Source organism: Bradyrhizobium paxllaeri, from assembly GCF_001693515.2.
In the GTDB taxonomy this organism is placed as follows: Bacteria; Pseudomonadota; Alphaproteobacteria; order Rhizobiales; family Xanthobacteraceae; genus Bradyrhizobium; species Bradyrhizobium paxllaeri.
This window is the reverse complement of record NZ_CP042968.1, coordinates 3,497,486-3,511,152: the sequence shown is the minus strand read 5'-3', so window position 1 is coordinate 3,511,152 and position 13,667 is coordinate 3,497,486. Positions and strand designations below refer to the sequence as shown.

The following is a 13,667-nucleotide window of genomic DNA, read 5'->3' as shown; positions in this document are numbered from 1 at the left end:
ACATTGTGTCTCAATCGGACTGATTTTGTGGCGAGTCTAGGCATTCCCAGCGGCATGGTTACCACGCGCGTATCTCGACCGGGAAATGCATGGGATCGCCGTTAACCCCAATCAGCTAGATCGAGGAATCCTGATCGGCCATCGCCGGACGCGACACGACGTAGGCGGCACAGGCAAGGAACAGGACTGCCACCCCCGCGGCAAGGGGCAGCGATGGATCGACGCTGTACCAGAACACGACAAACCCGATCGTCATTCCCGCGCAAGCCATGGCCTTGGCCGGCCGTGGGATCGCTCCCGCGGCGCGCCAGTCCCGCAACGGTTTGCCAAGTGTCGGATGATCGAGCAGCCACGCCTCGACCCGCGGCGACGAGCGCGCAAAGCACCAAGCTGCCACGATCAGGAAAACCACCCCCGGCATCAGCGGCATTACAAGGCCAATCACGCCGAGCGCGACCATCACCCAACCGAGGCTGAAGTAGATGATCCGCATCAGCCCTGCCGCCTGTCCTTCCCGTCAAACAAAGACTGCTCGCTTCCCGCTCATGCCACGGCTTGCCCTAGCCGTAGCTCGCGGCCACGAGCCCGCCTTCGCCCGTTGGGCTTCGGCGCGGCAGCCTTCCCTCGCTTTGCGAGCGAAGGCTGGAGCGGGTGAAGGGAATCGAACCCTCGTATTCAGCTTGGAAGGCTGCTGCTCTACCATTGAGCTACACCCGCGCTGGCGTTGACCTAACACGCCGTGCCGGCGGCCTCAACCCGCCCCGCCGGCGCCTCTCCGGGCCCCTGTGCAGGCCGGTTCGACTCGGTTTGGCCCCTTAACAGGGGCCGATTCGCTGCCTATATTGATGTTTCCATCAACAATGAAAGGAGGTGATCCAGTGTCTTATACCAAGCGCTGTCACCTCGCTGGGATCGCCCGCTAGGCCCGTTTGACGGTCTGGCTCCGGGCGCTCTCAGGCCTGGACCAGCGAGCACAAGAGTTGGGCGCGGCGGGAGCCATCCCGCCGCGCTTTTTATTTGATCAGAAGCCGCAGAGATTGACGAAGCGCGGGCGCGGACCGCGGCGGTCTTCGGCGATGCGCTCGCCGCCATTGATGGCCGAACTGCCGTAGTAGCGGTGATGGCCGGTGACGTCGTGCCAATCGCCTGACAGCGACGATGACGGCGAGGCGCAGGACCTTGCAGCATCGCATATGATCGTGGCTGGCTTGCTTCGCATGACCGTCTCCGTGAATGGTGCGCGTTGGCTCGCGTTCTGCTCATCAGTCGTGGGCTTGCCAAGGCACGTTCAAGGGGCAACGGGTATATCGTGTTTCCGGACTGTTTCTTGGGGCCACCCGTTTGTCGGCATCGGCGGCGGCGAAACGTCCTCGGAAGGGCGGCCGATCCGGCCCACCAGATTCCGCCATGTGAAGGAGAAAGCGATGCTCTACGCCATGCTGGCCTATCATGTCGAAGCCGAGGTCACGTCCTGGACCCCGCAGGAGGACGCGGCCCTGATGACCGAGCTGCTGGCGGTGCATGAGCGGTTGAACGCAAGGAAGCTGCTCGGACCGGCGGCACGGCTCGGCGGCACGGCGGAAGCCCGCACCTTGCGAGGGGCAGGCGCGGGAATGGTCATCGACGGGCCGTTTGCCGAGACCAAGGAGCAGTTGCTGGGACTCTACGTGCTGAATTGCGCCGATGAGGACGAAGCGATCGCGATTGCACGCGACCTTCGGTGCGCCAATCCGTCCGCGGTCTACGAGATCCGTCCGATCAGGCTTTATCTCCCCGGCGAAGCGTTGCCTGAGACGTCGAACGAACCTGGTCAGAACTGACGCGTTCGAGCCGGATGAAGAAGCCAACGCAGGACGGCGGCAACAGGCGCCGTCCTGCTCGTTGCCTGCATCAATATCGATACTGATACTGCCCCGGGCAAATATACTGTCCGTAGCTGTCGTAGTAGCAGCTGTTGTAGGCGCCGTACGCGCCGTAAGCCGCAGCCGCGCCGACGGCGGCAGCACCGACGCCCCAACCCGGGCGATAATAGCGGCCATAGCCCGGATAACCCGCGATTGGACGGCCGGCTATCGGACGACCCGCGATCGGCCGTCCAACACGTCCGGCATTAATGGCGCCGCCGCGGAAGCCGCCGGCCGCCATTCCGCCGCCGTGAAATCCGCCCCCACCGCCACGGAAACCGCCGCCGCCTCTTCCGCCGCGGGCGTAAGCATCATCGGGAATGAGGGTTGCGGTGACCAGAACGAGTGCTGCAAGGGCAACGAAAATAGATCGGAGCATGACGTTCCCTCCCTGAGGTTGCCGAGCCCGGGAGCCTGTGCCGTTTGCAGCGTATGAGGTTGATGTAAATCAACGGATGGGGGCGAGAGGGTGATCGGACACAATTGGGCGATCATGCATCACCGAACTCGAATGATGTTCTTGCCGAGCGTCGAGGCTCGCTCACATGCAAGCAGGCCGAGGTGATCGAGAGTTCAGATCGGCAGCGGGACCGCGATCAGGGTCACAAGTCCGTCTACGCTTTCGCTGCGCTCAAGCTACGCCGGACACGCTTCAGCCTGACGGGCTACCCGTGGCTGCGCCACGCGTAGCCCGTCAGGGCGAAGCGTGGTGGGGAAGGAAGGACTCGAACCTTCGAAGCCATACGGCGGCTGATTTACAGTCAGCTCCCTTTGCCACTCGGGACACTTCCCCGTCCGTCAGCGTCAGGAACCAGCCGCCCGAGTGGCGGAGGACCGGACCATGGATGACGCTGAGGCCGAAAGCGCGGATCGAACCGGCTGCGGCCGGCGCGTTTATGGGCGAAGGGGGGTGGCAAAGTCAACCAACGCGGACCACCAAAAACGCGCTTCGGAGGGCCAAATTGCCATATTCGGGGCTCCGTGACACAAGCGTCGCATGAGCGATCGCGACCGAAAGCCCCCGTTCCGCCGTGGCGGCGGCAAACCCTTCGAAAAAGGGCGGAAATTCGCCCGTCCGCCGGGCCGGCGCGACCGGGAATCGAACCCGGACGGCCCGGTGATTCTCTATGGCTGGCACACCGTCTCGGCCGCCCTCGCCAATCCGGAACGGCGGATCCGAAAGCTGTTCCTGACTGAAAACGCCGCCCGGCGGCTGGCCGACGAAAATATCGACACCCGCGTTCCCCCTGAAATCGTCCGGCCGAGCGTGATCGACCAGCGGCTCGGCCCCGACGCGGTGCATCAGGGCATGCTGGCGGAGACCGCGCCCCTGCCCTCGCCCGATATCGATACGCTGCCGCAGGAAGGCATCGTGCTGGTGCTCGACCAGATCACCGATCCGCACAATGTCGGCGCGATCATGCGTTCGGCGGCGGCGTTTGCGGTGAAAGCGATCGTCACCACCGCCCGGCACAGCCCGGAGGCCACCGGCGTGCTGGCAAAATCCGCCTCCGGCGCGCTCGAACTGGTGCCGCTGGTGACGGTGCAAAATCTTGCTCGCGCGCTGAACGAGCTGAACGACCGCGGCTTCATGACGGTCGGGCTGGACAGCGAGGGGACCGAGGACCTCGGCGCCGTGGCGCTACAGCAACCGCTGGCGCTGGTGCTGGGCGCCGAAGGCAAGGGATTGCGACAACTGACCCGCGAGACCTGCCGCGTGGTGGCACGGCTCGATATGCCCGGCGAGATCAAGAGCCTGAACGTGTCGAACGCGGCGGTGCTGGCGCTCTATATCGGCGCCAGCCGGTTGGGCCTGATGAAATGAAGAACGCCCGCTCGCGGAAGCGAACGGGCGCCGAAGCCTTCAAGCTACGATTGGATCAGTAGTAGCGGCGCAGCACGCGCTGACCGCGATAATAGCCGTAGCGGTGGGCGCGATAGTACGGCCGGTTGTAGCCATAGCCGTAGCCGGAGACCGAACCTTCACGATAGACGGGATACGGCGCGAAATTGCCGGGACCGCTATAGGTCGGGCCCTGGTTGATCCAATAATACTGCTGCTCCGGATCGGGCAGGCGCTCACGGACCCCGCAGGGGCTGCAGCCGCCATAGCCATAGCCATAGGCAGCAACCGGGGCGACATAAACCGGCGCTGCGCAAGGGGCGTAATAACCACAGGCCATCGCGGGTGCGGCGGCCATGACGGCCGCCGCCGCCACCAATCCTTTAAGTATCTGACGCATTACTCTCTCCTGTAATTTTCCTTGGTCTTCTTAGTGTGGAACGTGACGCGGCCTGCGCCGGTCATAGTCCGGCGCGTAGATGATTTCAGGCGGATTGACCGGCACGTTGGACTGCGCCGGCAGCGGCGCCGACTGCACCGACCAGGACTGATGATAGCTTTCGGCCGGCTGCGGCAACCGACGGTTGGCCGGCGGCTCGATTTCGAGGCGCCCGTAACCGGGCATGCGGCCGGCGCTGGGGTAATAACGACCGACCTGTGGGACCGGATCGATATAGCGACCGCCATAGATGGTCGGCTGGACCTGGTTGCCCTGACCCAGACCCCACTCGCCCTCGACCACCGCGTAGGAGGCATCGATGCCGTTAATGATGACGGGAACCCCGGGACGGCCCGGAATCACGAACTCGAAGGCGCCGTTGGCAACGGCGGACGACGTGGTCGCGATCAAAAGTGCCAGTGTGACGCCAATACGCATCGCTTGGGACCCGGTTCTCCTCACGTCCCAATTTAATCCAACCCGTGATTTCAAGGGTTAAGGCAGCCGGCCAAACTGCCGGTAAGGTGAACGCGCCAGCATGGATCGACGTTCAATTGCGAGAAATGACGCTATCCAACGTTAACGCCTGCGGGATCGGAAGGCCGACCCGGTGGCCCCCACCAGCCCACTCGATTGTCATTTGCGCTGACATATCGCACCATCCAGCCCTCTCCTACTTCCTCCGGACTCCAGCCGAAATGCCTGAGATGACGACCAAAACGCCTGCGAAGAACGTGCTCTGGATCATGTGCGACCAGCTTCGTTACGACTATCTCGGCTGTACCGGGCACCCTGTGCTGAAGACGCCGAACATCGATGCGATGGCCAGGCGCGGCGTGTTGTTCTCCAACGCCTATGTGCAGTCGCCGATCTGCGGTCCGTCGCGGATGTCGTTCTATACCGGCCGCTACATGCGCTCGCACGGCTCGCACTGGAACGGCTGGCCGCTGCGCGTCGGCGAACCCACGCTCGGCGATCACTTGAAGAAGATCGGCGTGCGCAACGTGCTGGTCGGCAAGACGCACATGGCGCCGGACCTCGAAGGCTTGAAGAGCCTCGGCATTCCCGCCGACTCCATCATCGGCGTGCACGTATCCGAATGCGGGTTCGAGCCCTATGAACGCGACGATGGCCTGCACCCGACAGGGCGGCCGCGCCCGGCCTACGACAATTATCTGCGCCAGCACGGCTATGACGCACCCAACCCGTGGGAGCACTGGGCCAATTCCGGCGCCGCCGATGACGGGACCTTGCAGAACGGATGGCTGCTGGTTCACGCCGACAAGGCCGCGCGCGTGCCCGACGAGCATTCCGAGACGCCCTACATGACGCGCCGCGCGATGGAGTTCATCGCGGAAGCCGAGGACGACGGCCGGCCATGGTGCCTGCATTTGTCCTACATCAAGCCGCACTGGCCCTATATCGCGCCGGAGCCCTACGCCAGCATGTACGGACCTGAGGACGTGCAGCCGGTGATCCGCTCGCAGGAGGAACGCGCCAACGCGCATCCGGTGTTCGCCGCCTATATGGACATGCGCTACTCCCGCAACATGTCGCGCAACGAGGCGCGCGAAAAAGTCATTCCGACCTATATGGGCCTGATCAAGCAGATCGACGACCAGATGGGCGTGTTGATGCAATTCCTGGAAGCGCGCGGCCTGCTCGACAGCACCATGATCGTATTCACGTCCGACCATGGCGACTATCTCGGCGATCACTGGATGGGCGAGAAGGATCTGTTCCATGAGCAGTCGGCCAAAATCCCGCTGATCGTGATCGATCCTTCAAGCGCTGCCGACGCTACGCGTGGCACGGTCAGCGACGCGCTGGTCGAGGCGATCGACCTGGCGCCGACCTTTCTCGACTATTTTGGCGGCACGCCGCCGGATCACATCCTGGAAGGGCGATCGCTGGTGCCGCTTCTGCACGGCGACAAGCCTGCCGATTGGCGCAAGGTGGTGTTCTCCGAATATGACTACGCCATGCAGGACGTCCGCGTGATGCTGAACCAGCCGATCGATCGCTGCCGCCTGTTCATGGTGTTCGACGGCCGCTGGAAATTCATCCACGCCTCCGGCTTCCGGCCGATGCTGTACGATCTCGAAACCGATCCGCAGGAATTTGTCGACCGCGGCGCCGATCCCGCCTGCGCCGATATCGTGGCGCGGCTGCAAGGCGAACTGTTCGACTGGGCGCTGCATCCGAAGATGCACGTCACCACGCCGAACGCGAAAATCGCGGCCTATGCGGCGCAGCAATTGCAGGTCAAGAACGGCGTGCTGATCGGCATCTGGGATGAAGCCGAACTCGGCGCGATCAGGGAGAGGATCGGGATGAAATCTTGAGCGACCGGTCCCGCACGCGCCAATTATTAATTCTGGCAAAACCATCGAGGAACCTCGGTGTTGCGGCGGCGACACGTCGTGTTGGTAAATTGCGGCCGCTCACGCCACGTTTATTGCGGTTCCGAGCGCGCGGGCGCTACGGTCGCCCGGAACACCTTGCAGCCCTTCGAGGAGCGCAATGAAGCCCTATCGCGGCAATATCGGATCTGTCGGCTGGTCATCCTTTTCCGGCCGGACATCGTGTCGGCGACTGCACGCGATCGCCATTGCGGCCTTGCTGCTTCTGCCGATCGGCGCGACTTCCGCGCTTGCCGCGCCGAATTCTGCATCGGCGGCTTCAACTGCCCACGTCTATCTGCTCCGCGGCGTGCTCAATATCTTTTCGCTGGGGCTCGATGACATCGCGGCGCAATTGCGGGCGCAGGGTATCCCGGTCACCGTTGCGAACTTCGCCTCGTGGTCGTCGCTCGCCGACGAAGCCGCGATCGCGTACAGGAGCGGCCGGATCAAGACCATCATTCTGGTCGGCCATTCCTCGGGTGCGACCGCGCTGCCCGACATGGTCGCCAAGCTGGATCAGCTTGGCGCTCCCGTGAAGCTGGCCATCGGCTTGGATTCGGTGTTCCGCACCAAGCTCTCGGGGCGCGTGGGACGCTACGTCAACTTCTACATCGCCAACGGCAATGGCGAGCCGGTTGCGAAGACCGCGCAGTTCCAGGGCAAGCTCGAGAATATCAATGTCCAGAACGTGCCTGGCGTCGGGCACATGTCCATCGAAAAGAACCGGATCATGCAGCGGAAGGTGATCAGCGAGATCGACGCCGTCGTTTTCGGCCGATCTGCACCTGCTTCGAGGGCGCCGAAGCCGCGGCAGCCTGGAGCGGCAGACGCGGCAGGATCGGGCACGGCACGCGCCGCAGCGGTACGCCAGTAGTGTGGACATCGTCGCTTAAGCGACGAGTGCCGCAAATTCTACGGATTCCTCGACGATAGATCAGCCCCGAGAGCGTCGGGTGGCGCGGCCCGCCAGCATTCAGGGTCAGGCGTAGCTTTACGCCTAAATCGCGAGCGGAATGTACATGGGAAGTCCGACGCAGGTTGCGGCGGTGATGATCCGTACGGCCCTTGCCGCCTGCATCTTGTCGGCTGCCTGCAATCTTGCGGTCGCCGATCCGGTCGCACGCACGGCCACGGCTGTCGCAACCGTCGCTCCTGACGCGCCCCCGGCCGCGATCCAGCCGCAAGCACGCGTCTACCTGTTCCGCGGCGCGCTCGGTCCGATCTTTTCGCGCGGGATGGACCGCCTGACCAAGCGCCTGCAGGAAGCCGGCATCCGGGCCGACGTCTACGAATTCACCATTTGCCGGCTGATCGCGGATCAGGCTATCCGCGATTACCGTGACAATGCTGTTCCGATCGTCCTGATCGGTCATTCGATGGGCGGGCTGTGCGCCTTGACATTCGCCGGGATTCTGAAGTCCGAAAATATCTCGGTAAGCCTCGTGGTCACCATCGATCCAGCCCACGCAAGCCCGAAGGTGCCGCTGAACGTCGAGCGTTTCATCAACATTTTCCTGTCCGACAGCGTATTGGGCGGTGGCGATGTGGTGGCGGAGCAAGGTTATCAGGGCCACTACGCGAGCTTCGATTTGAAGCAGCACGAGGAAGTCACCCACATCAACATCGACAAGATGGATTCCGTCCACGAGCAATTGGTGACGGCAATTGCACAGCTTCCGGCGACGCCTTTGCCGGCCAAGGGAGAGGCGCTGCCGCTGCGCTACGTCGTTCCTCCCGATGCCCCGCTGGAGCTGTGGGACAGCGGGACGCAGCAACTCGCCCGTTCGGGCGACACCTTGCAGCGGCTTGCGGCACTCAACCACGTGCCGCTGTGGTCGCTTACCCAGGCCAATCAATATTCCGACAGTGCACCGCTGGCAGTCGGTCAGCGCGTGCTGATTCCGCGCCGTCTCACGCCGCCTGCCGCGACACCGGCCGCGCCGCGACCGAAACGATAGATTGCAGCGTCAGGTGGGCCGCAGGAACGGAATCAGCATCGGTACGCGACGGCAATACGATCCATAGGCATCCGCGCCGAGTTCGGCCGTGAGGAAGCCCTCCTCCATCCGGGCCTTCAACCCCATTCCGAGCGAGATCAGCGCCGCACCGAGCATCGCCGTCACCGTTCCGACCGCGATCCCCGTCACCAGCATCCCCGCAATCAGCCCCGTGTAAATCGGGTGGCGCACCATACCGTAGGGGCCTGTGTCGATGACCTGATGGCCCTCCTTGTGGGTGATCGCGTTCGACCAGAATCGTCCGAGATGAATTCTCCCCCACCAGGTGAACGATATTCCCGCAAGGACAAGGCACGCCAGCAGATAGATGCCGAAATTGCCGAACTGCCAGAGCGGCTTTTCTCCCAGAACCTTGCCGGTCAATGGCAGGAAAAGAATGGCGCCTGCGAGAATGGGCAAGCGGTATCTAAGCGAGTCCAGGGTCATGACGTGTTTCTTGGTTTGACCGGACCAGAACGACGCCACGACCCAGCTGATGACCCAGAGAATCCAGATGATGGCGAGCAATTGTGTGGGCCAGGTTGTGGTCCAGCCACTCAAGGCGAAAGTGAACCATTGCATGTTTGCGGACCGTCTTAAGCGAAGGGATCAACCGCCGAACCGGCGCTCGACGTGAAACGGTCGAGAGCGAGCACTCGGCGCTGAGTCCCATTCAGGTTGATTGTTGCCGGCATCGAGCAGATGGGCAATGGTTTCACGCAATACGGGCTCTACGGGCCCCGGCGCGTAGCCCAGCTCTCGCTGCGCTCGTTCGATCGACAAGGCTCCTGCCCGTAATGCGATACGAACGCCTTCAGCCGTGCCGGACGGAGGCCGGCGCGTCACGTGATCGGCGATGAACTCCAGCGTTGCAGTGACCATTTCGGCGACTTTGCCGTTCACGTGAATGCACCGGACGCGACGACCGCTGACCTCAGCCATGAGTTCGAGAACGCGTCGTAGCGGTATGCTTTCGCCGCCGAGCACGTAGCGGTGTCCGGCGCGTCCGCGCTCCATGGCCAGGATCAGCCCTTCGGCGGCGTCGCGCACGTCGACGAGGTTCACGACAAAATCAAGATGCAGTTGAAGGCGGCGGGTGAGGAAATAGCGGAGCATCGCCGTCGGCGGGGTAACGTTGTGGTCGTAAGGCCCGACGGGCATGGTGGGACAGCCGATGACGACCGGATATCCGGATGCGGCGGCCTGCATTGCGAACCGGTCGGCGAGCATTTTTGAGCGCGTATACGGACCCGGCATGTCGTCCGGCAGGAACGCATCGTCGTCGACGGGAGCCATCGATGGCGAGGCACGGAAGAGAATGGATTCCGTCGAGCAGTGCAGGAAGCGCTCGATGCCGCGCTTGCGCGCCGTCTCAATTACGACCTCGGTGCCGCCGAAATTGACGGTATGAAAATCGGCCTTCCGCGGCAGCCACATCCCCGGTAGGCCGGCCAGGTGATAGACCTCGTCGACCCCGTCCATCGCGCGGTCTACCAGGTCCCGATCAAGCACCGATCCCCTGACATGCTCAACCTGCGCCAACGCACGAGGAAGCGGCTGAAGATCGAGCACCCTCACCTGCCGCCCCCGCGCGACAAGCGCCGAGACGAGATGCTTCCCGATGAATCCACTACCGCCTGTGACCAGTATGCGCGTCATGCTACGGGTGCACTCAAGCTGAACGATTCGAAATCAAGATGCAGCACCTTGCGGCTGCCCTTGGATAATGATGGCGAGATCGCGACGAAAGCCCAACGCGATAAACAGCTTCGCCATGACGAACATTGGGCCCAGCAACAGGTGAGTCGGATTGTCGACCAGCGCCGGCTGCCGCCCCTCGAACACGCGGTGTCCAATAATCTGCGATGCGACGCCGATGACAATCAGGATGGCCGTAAGTGACCACATGCCGACAGTCGTCGTTTGACCAACGATTACGGCAGCGGCCGAGAGCAACGCGACCGCAGCCGCAAGGATCCCTGCGCCAAGCGCGAAGTCGAGCAAGAACCAATAGATGAGCACCGGTATGACAGCAATGCTTGCCGCGCTGGTCTGGATCCCGAATACCGTGATCGGCCACAGGCTGAGCGGAAGGATTGCGGCCAGAAACAGGAACACGATGCCGAAGACATGCATCGCGCAATTCCAGGGGTCACGATGATATTCAACGTAATCCGCAAGCTGCCGCCGAAAATATGAACCCATGCGGTGCTTATCCTTTGCGCTCGGTAGATGCGCTAGATGGGGTCAACCGAAACCCCGGCGCACCTGCCTCGATGGCCAACTCCCATCGGAGGAATAATGGTAGCTAAACTCGGGAATCATCATCAAGTCAAAGCGCGCGGCAGGTTTCGCGGCCCATCGCGTGCACGAAAACCAGCATTGACAAATCATACGGTAATTCAGGCGATTAGCACCCACATGGCCTCGGGAACCGGCACCCACTGCGATAATTTCCCGCAGGTGTTGCCGTTCAGCCGGAGCTGCCCTGACCGCCTCGCTATTCCACGCGACGCGCCGCAATCCGATTACGCGCGTTGGCGCCGCGACGAGCTAAGGCAACCGATGCTGGCTCACTGCGCGGAGCCGGATCTCGCTGCGATCCGCGCCCATCGCAGCACCATCGGTGCAATGAAGATTGCCATGATGGTGAACATGCATTCAAGAAAGTTTCTCGGTGTTCCCTTCAACAGGCCAAGGCGGCATTCGTTTTACTCGCGGCAACAACGAGTGGAGAGGAACAATGAGAAAGCTCTCATACGTGCTGGCCGCGTTGGCAACCCTCGCCATCGGTGCGCCCACGGCAGCAAGCGCAGGCGGATTCGGCGTCTATGTGGGCGGCGATCGGGACTATTACGGCGATCGCTATTACGGCGGTCCCCGCTTCGGGTTCTATGAACGCGATCGCGGCGCGCATCGCGGATGGTATCACCGCAACTATTATGGCGACCGAGGCGTCGTCATCCGGCGTCATTACTGGGACGACTAGTGGAGACGCCGACCAGTAAAAATGGTCCCTTGAAGGGGCCATTTTTTCGTCTGCTCGGCCGAGTACCTATCTCCTAGTTCGTAATCTTGTAGCCCGTCTCTTTCACGATCGGCTGCCAGAAGGCGGTGTTGGCGGCGAGCTCCTTGGTCAGGCCTTCCGGCGTCGAGCCGACAGGGATCAGGCCGATGGTGGAGAGCTTTTCCTTGACCTCTCCCTTGGCGAGCGCGGCGGCGGCTGCCTCGCTCAGCCTTTTCGCGAAATCCGGCGAAGCGCCCGCCGGCAGCCACATGCCGTACCAGGCATCCGCCACCAGATCGACGCCGCTCTCCCGCAGCGTCGGCGCCTCCGGCAGGAACGGCGAACGGGCCGCGCTGCCAACCGCGAGAATGCGGACGTTGCCGGCGCGATGCTGCGGGATGGCATCGGTCAGCGTGGAAATCGCGAACGGCATGTGGCCGCCGACGAGGTCGTTGATGATCGGCGCGCTGCCGCGATAGGCCACGCGGGTCAGCTTGATGCCGAGCGCCTGCTCGAGCCGCGAGCCGGTAAAGTGCGGAATGGTGCCGTTGCTGGGCACGCCGAACGTCGCCTTGTCCGGATTGGCTTTCAGCCAGGCGACGAATCGCTTGAAGTCCTTCACTTCGGCAGGCACCGCCGTGCCGACGAACACACAGAACTCGAAACGGGTGAGCTGGCTGACCGGAACGAAATCCTTGGCCGTATCGAAGCTCGGCGTGGTCTCGACCATCGGCAGCAAATACATCGTCGGCCCCGTGGTCACGAGGATGGTGCTGCCGTCGGGAGGAGCCCCCTTCACCGCCTTGATGCCGATCAGCCCGTCGCCACCGGTGCGGTTCTCGACGATGATGTTGCGATCGAGCAATGGCGCGATGTGCTGCGCCAGCAGCCGGCAAAGCGCGTCTCCGCCGCCGCCGGCTGCAAACGGAAAGATGATCTTGGTCAGCGGCCCGGTCTGCGCGAACGCCTTGCCCGTCATCGCGGCAAACGAACATGCGGCGCTTCCAGCCAGAAAATCTCGGCGCTTCATCCTGTGTCCTCCCAACACTTTATAATTGTTCACCGGCCTGCACGCCGACACGGGCTGGCCTCAGGCCAGCACCGTCTCGACCACCGTCATTATTCCGATCGCGATCGTGGCAAGGCCTACCGCCCCCTGCAGGCCGCGGTTAGCCCAGGTAAGCGAGCGCGCGGAGACCGCAAGCGGCACCGCAATCACCGCCGACAGCGCGCCCATGCCGATCATCGAGCCGACCCCGAACAGCGCGATGTAGCCGAGGCCTGCGGCGGGGCTGGAGGCCTGCGTGACCGCGAGCACCAGAAGCGCAGCCGAGCCCGCCATGCCGTGCATCAAGCCGACCACCAGGGTGCGCCAGCGGAAGCCATGGTCATGCGCGTGGGCCGCGCGGGCATGCGGCGCGGTTTCGCCGGCATGGCTATGGGCATGGAAATGCACCGTGCCGTCGTCATGGCCATGGCGGTGGAAGTGCACGCGGTCGCGCCACAGACGCCACAGCACATGCGCCCCGAGGCCGATCAGCATCACGCCGACGGCGGTCTCCAACGGCTGGGCCACGTCGTCCGGGATCGCGCGGCCGAGCAGGATGGCAATCCCGGCAAAGACGGACAGAGTGAGCGTGTGACCGAGCCCCCAGGTCAGCCCGTGCTTGACGATATCGGTGACATGGCTGCGGCGTGCGGCGATGCTGGAGACGGCGGCGATATGATCGGCTTCGAGCGCATGCTGCATGCCCAGCAAAAACCCCAGCCCCAGAATTCCGAACATACGCCCCCTGCTCGCTGTATCAGTTGAAGCCCGGCTCAAAGCCGAACTTCTCGTTTTGAATTTGCGCTCGAAAACGCCATGAAATACCAGCCGGAAGTCTTTGTCAGGTCAAGACTTCATCAAGCAGGCCTTTCATCGACACAAAGGAGCGGCGGTCAGCCCGCTCATCGTAGGGCGCGCGACGGAACTTCGCACAACCGAAATCACAAGGTCTCGCGCCATCCACGCAAGACATCACGCTGGTTTGACGCGGCGCGCGCGCCTGCGCGGCGACGACGGCCGCAGG

The 13,667-nt window shown here is 63.1% G+C and carries 16 protein-coding genes and 2 tRNA genes; 6 read left to right on the top strand and 12 right to left on the bottom strand.

Features of this window, described 5'->3' with window-relative positions; genetic code table 11:
* Nucleotides 1-115 precede the first annotated feature (115 nt).
* The 3 genes from LMTR21_RS16585 to LMTR21_RS16575 form a co-directional block, all read right to left on the bottom strand.
* Nucleotides 116-493 carry a YbaN family protein gene (locus tag LMTR21_RS16585; RefSeq protein ID WP_065753646.1) on the bottom strand — a complete coding sequence of 126 codons (378 nt, stop codon included), beginning with the start codon at nucleotides 491-493 and terminating at the stop codon, nucleotides 116-118.
* Between the two features lie 150 nt (nucleotides 494-643).
* Nucleotides 644-717, bottom strand: a tRNA-Gly gene (locus LMTR21_RS16580).
* 304 nt (nucleotides 718-1,021) lie between these two features.
* Nucleotides 1,022-1,219: a hypothetical protein gene (locus LMTR21_RS16575; RefSeq protein WP_065753645.1), complete on the bottom strand. Its 198-nt coding sequence runs from the start codon at nucleotides 1,217-1,219 to the stop codon at nucleotides 1,022-1,024.
* 205 nt (nucleotides 1,220-1,424) lie between these two features.
* On the opposite strand from LMTR21_RS16575, the gene LMTR21_RS16570 reads away from it, so the two are divergent.
* Entirely contained in the window at nucleotides 1,425-1,820 is a 396-nt protein-coding gene (locus tag LMTR21_RS16570) for a YciI family protein (protein WP_065753686.1), read from the top strand.
* A gap of 70 nt (nucleotides 1,821-1,890) precedes the next feature.
* Here LMTR21_RS16570 and LMTR21_RS16565 read toward each other — a convergent pair whose 3' ends face one another.
* Both LMTR21_RS16565 and LMTR21_RS16560 read right to left on the bottom strand, forming a co-directional pair.
* On the bottom strand, nucleotides 1,891-2,283 hold the full coding sequence (locus tag LMTR21_RS16565) for a hypothetical protein (protein ID WP_065753644.1): 393 nt from the start codon (nucleotides 2,281-2,283) through the stop codon (nucleotides 1,891-1,893).
* A 328-nt stretch (nucleotides 2,284-2,611) separates the two neighbouring features.
* Nucleotides 2,612-2,697, bottom strand: a tRNA-Tyr gene (locus LMTR21_RS16560).
* Between the two features lie 204 nt (nucleotides 2,698-2,901).
* Here LMTR21_RS16560 and rlmB point away from each other — a divergent pair.
* Nucleotides 2,902-3,729, top strand: a complete 828-nt coding sequence (rlmB, locus tag LMTR21_RS16555; RefSeq protein ID WP_065753642.1) for a 23S rRNA (guanosine(2251)-2'-O)-methyltransferase RlmB — start codon at nucleotides 2,902-2,904, stop codon at nucleotides 3,727-3,729.
* 55 nt (nucleotides 3,730-3,784) lie between these two features.
* Here rlmB and LMTR21_RS16550 read toward each other — a convergent pair whose 3' ends face one another.
* Nucleotides 3,785-4,147, bottom strand: coding sequence for a hypothetical protein (locus LMTR21_RS16550; RefSeq protein ID WP_065753641.1), 363 nt, complete (start codon nucleotides 4,145-4,147; stop codon nucleotides 3,785-3,787).
* Nucleotides 4,148-4,177: 30 nt separating this feature from the next.
* Nucleotides 4,178-4,624 carry a hypothetical protein gene (locus LMTR21_RS16545; protein WP_065753640.1) on the bottom strand — a complete coding sequence of 149 codons (447 nt, stop codon included), beginning with the start codon at nucleotides 4,622-4,624 and terminating at the stop codon, nucleotides 4,178-4,180.
* Nucleotides 4,625-4,893: 269 nt separating this feature from the next.
* On the opposite strand from LMTR21_RS16545, the gene LMTR21_RS16540 reads away from it, so the two are divergent.
* The 3 genes from LMTR21_RS16540 to LMTR21_RS16530 all read left to right on the top strand — a co-directional run bounded on the left by LMTR21_RS16540 (nucleotide 4,894) and on the right by LMTR21_RS16530 (nucleotide 8,549).
* The gene (locus LMTR21_RS16540) at nucleotides 4,894-6,531 is read left to right on the top strand and encodes an alkaline phosphatase family protein (RefSeq protein ID WP_065753639.1); all 1,638 of its coding nucleotides are present in this window, start codon (nucleotides 4,894-4,896) and stop codon (nucleotides 6,529-6,531) included.
* A gap of 178 nt (nucleotides 6,532-6,709) precedes the next feature.
* Nucleotides 6,710-7,465, top strand: a complete 756-nt coding sequence (locus LMTR21_RS16535; protein WP_246175635.1) for a hypothetical protein — start codon at nucleotides 6,710-6,712, stop codon at nucleotides 7,463-7,465.
* A 145-nt stretch (nucleotides 7,466-7,610) separates the two neighbouring features.
* Nucleotides 7,611-8,549, top strand: coding sequence for a LysM peptidoglycan-binding domain-containing protein (locus LMTR21_RS16530; protein WP_246175632.1), 939 nt, complete (start codon nucleotides 7,611-7,613; stop codon nucleotides 8,547-8,549).
* Nucleotides 8,550-8,558: 9 nt separating this feature from the next.
* On the opposite strand, the gene LMTR21_RS16525 is transcribed toward LMTR21_RS16530, so the two are convergent.
* Genes LMTR21_RS16525 through LMTR21_RS16515 form a run of 3 tightly spaced genes read right to left on the bottom strand, consistent with a single transcriptional unit; the run spans nucleotide 8,559 to nucleotide 10,793 of the window.
* On the bottom strand, nucleotides 8,559-9,170 hold the full coding sequence (locus LMTR21_RS16525) for an isoprenylcysteine carboxylmethyltransferase family protein (protein ID WP_065753638.1): 612 nt from the start codon (nucleotides 9,168-9,170) through the stop codon (nucleotides 8,559-8,561).
* Between the two features lie 27 nt (nucleotides 9,171-9,197).
* Nucleotides 9,198-10,247: an NAD-dependent epimerase/dehydratase family protein gene (locus tag LMTR21_RS16520; protein WP_084030659.1), complete on the bottom strand. Its 1,050-nt coding sequence runs from the start codon at nucleotides 10,245-10,247 to the stop codon at nucleotides 9,198-9,200.
* A gap of 33 nt (nucleotides 10,248-10,280) precedes the next feature.
* The gene (locus LMTR21_RS16515) at nucleotides 10,281-10,793 is read right to left on the bottom strand and encodes an Mpo1 family 2-hydroxy fatty acid dioxygenase (RefSeq protein ID WP_065753636.1); all 513 of its coding nucleotides are present in this window, start codon (nucleotides 10,791-10,793) and stop codon (nucleotides 10,281-10,283) included.
* Nucleotides 10,794-11,331: 538 nt separating this feature from the next.
* On the opposite strand from LMTR21_RS16515, the gene LMTR21_RS16510 reads away from it, so the two are divergent.
* A complete protein-coding gene (locus LMTR21_RS16510) occupies nucleotides 11,332-11,577 on the top strand; it encodes a hypothetical protein (protein WP_065753635.1) in 246 nt (81 codons plus the stop codon).
* A gap of 73 nt (nucleotides 11,578-11,650) precedes the next feature.
* On the opposite strand, the gene LMTR21_RS16505 is transcribed toward LMTR21_RS16510, so the two are convergent.
* Nucleotides 11,651-12,625, bottom strand: a complete 975-nt coding sequence (locus LMTR21_RS16505; RefSeq protein ID WP_065753634.1) for a Bug family tripartite tricarboxylate transporter substrate binding protein — start codon at nucleotides 12,623-12,625, stop codon at nucleotides 11,651-11,653.
* A gap of 60 nt (nucleotides 12,626-12,685) precedes the next feature.
* Nucleotides 12,686-13,381 (bottom strand): sulfite exporter TauE/SafE family protein, encoded by a 696-nt coding sequence (locus LMTR21_RS16500; protein WP_065753633.1) that lies wholly within the window; start codon nucleotides 13,379-13,381, stop codon nucleotides 12,686-12,688.
* Nucleotides 13,382-13,667 lie beyond the last annotated feature (286 nt).

Bases quoted from the DNA above. Each gene is read 5' to 3' on its own strand.
- LMTR21_RS16530 (WP_246175632.1), top strand. From the start codon at position 7,611: ATGGGAAGTCCGACGCAGGTTGCGGCGGTGATGATCCGTACGGCCCTT.
- LMTR21_RS16545 (WP_065753640.1), bottom strand. From the start codon at position 4,624: ATGCGTATTGGCGTCACACTGGCACTTTTGATCGCGACCACGTCGTCC.
- rlmB (WP_065753642.1), top strand. From the start codon at position 2,902: ATGAGCGATCGCGACCGAAAGCCCCCGTTCCGCCGTGGCGGCGGCAAA.
- LMTR21_RS16510 (WP_065753635.1), top strand. From the start codon at position 11,332: ATGAGAAAGCTCTCATACGTGCTGGCCGCGTTGGCAACCCTCGCCATC.
- LMTR21_RS16565 (WP_065753644.1), bottom strand. From the start codon at position 2,283: ATGCTCCGATCTATTTTCGTTGCCCTTGCAGCACTCGTTCTGGTCACC.
- LMTR21_RS16550 (WP_065753641.1), bottom strand. From the start codon at position 4,147: ATGCGTCAGATACTTAAAGGATTGGTGGCGGCGGCGGCCGTCATGGCC.
- LMTR21_RS16570 (WP_065753686.1), top strand. From the start codon at position 1,425: ATGCTCTACGCCATGCTGGCCTATCATGTCGAAGCCGAGGTCACGTCC.
- LMTR21_RS16585 (WP_065753646.1), bottom strand. From the start codon at position 493: ATGCGGATCATCTACTTCAGCCTCGGTTGGGTGATGGTCGCGCTCGGC.
- LMTR21_RS16535 (WP_246175635.1), top strand. From the start codon at position 6,710: ATGAAGCCCTATCGCGGCAATATCGGATCTGTCGGCTGGTCATCCTTT.
- LMTR21_RS16520 (WP_084030659.1), bottom strand. From the start codon at position 10,247: ATGACGCGCATACTGGTCACAGGCGGTAGTGGATTCATCGGGAAGCAT.
- LMTR21_RS16525 (WP_065753638.1), bottom strand. From the start codon at position 9,170: ATGCAATGGTTCACTTTCGCCTTGAGTGGCTGGACCACAACCTGGCCC.
- LMTR21_RS16500 (WP_065753633.1), bottom strand. From the start codon at position 13,381: ATGTTCGGAATTCTGGGGCTGGGGTTTTTGCTGGGCATGCAGCATGCG.
- LMTR21_RS16575 (WP_065753645.1), bottom strand. From the start codon at position 1,219: ATGCGAAGCAAGCCAGCCACGATCATATGCGATGCTGCAAGGTCCTGC.
- LMTR21_RS16505 (WP_065753634.1), bottom strand. From the start codon at position 12,625: ATGAAGCGCCGAGATTTTCTGGCTGGAAGCGCCGCATGTTCGTTTGCC.
- LMTR21_RS16540 (WP_065753639.1), top strand. From the start codon at position 4,894: ATGACGACCAAAACGCCTGCGAAGAACGTGCTCTGGATCATGTGCGAC.
- LMTR21_RS16515 (WP_065753636.1), bottom strand. From the start codon at position 10,793: ATGGGTTCATATTTTCGGCGGCAGCTTGCGGATTACGTTGAATATCAT.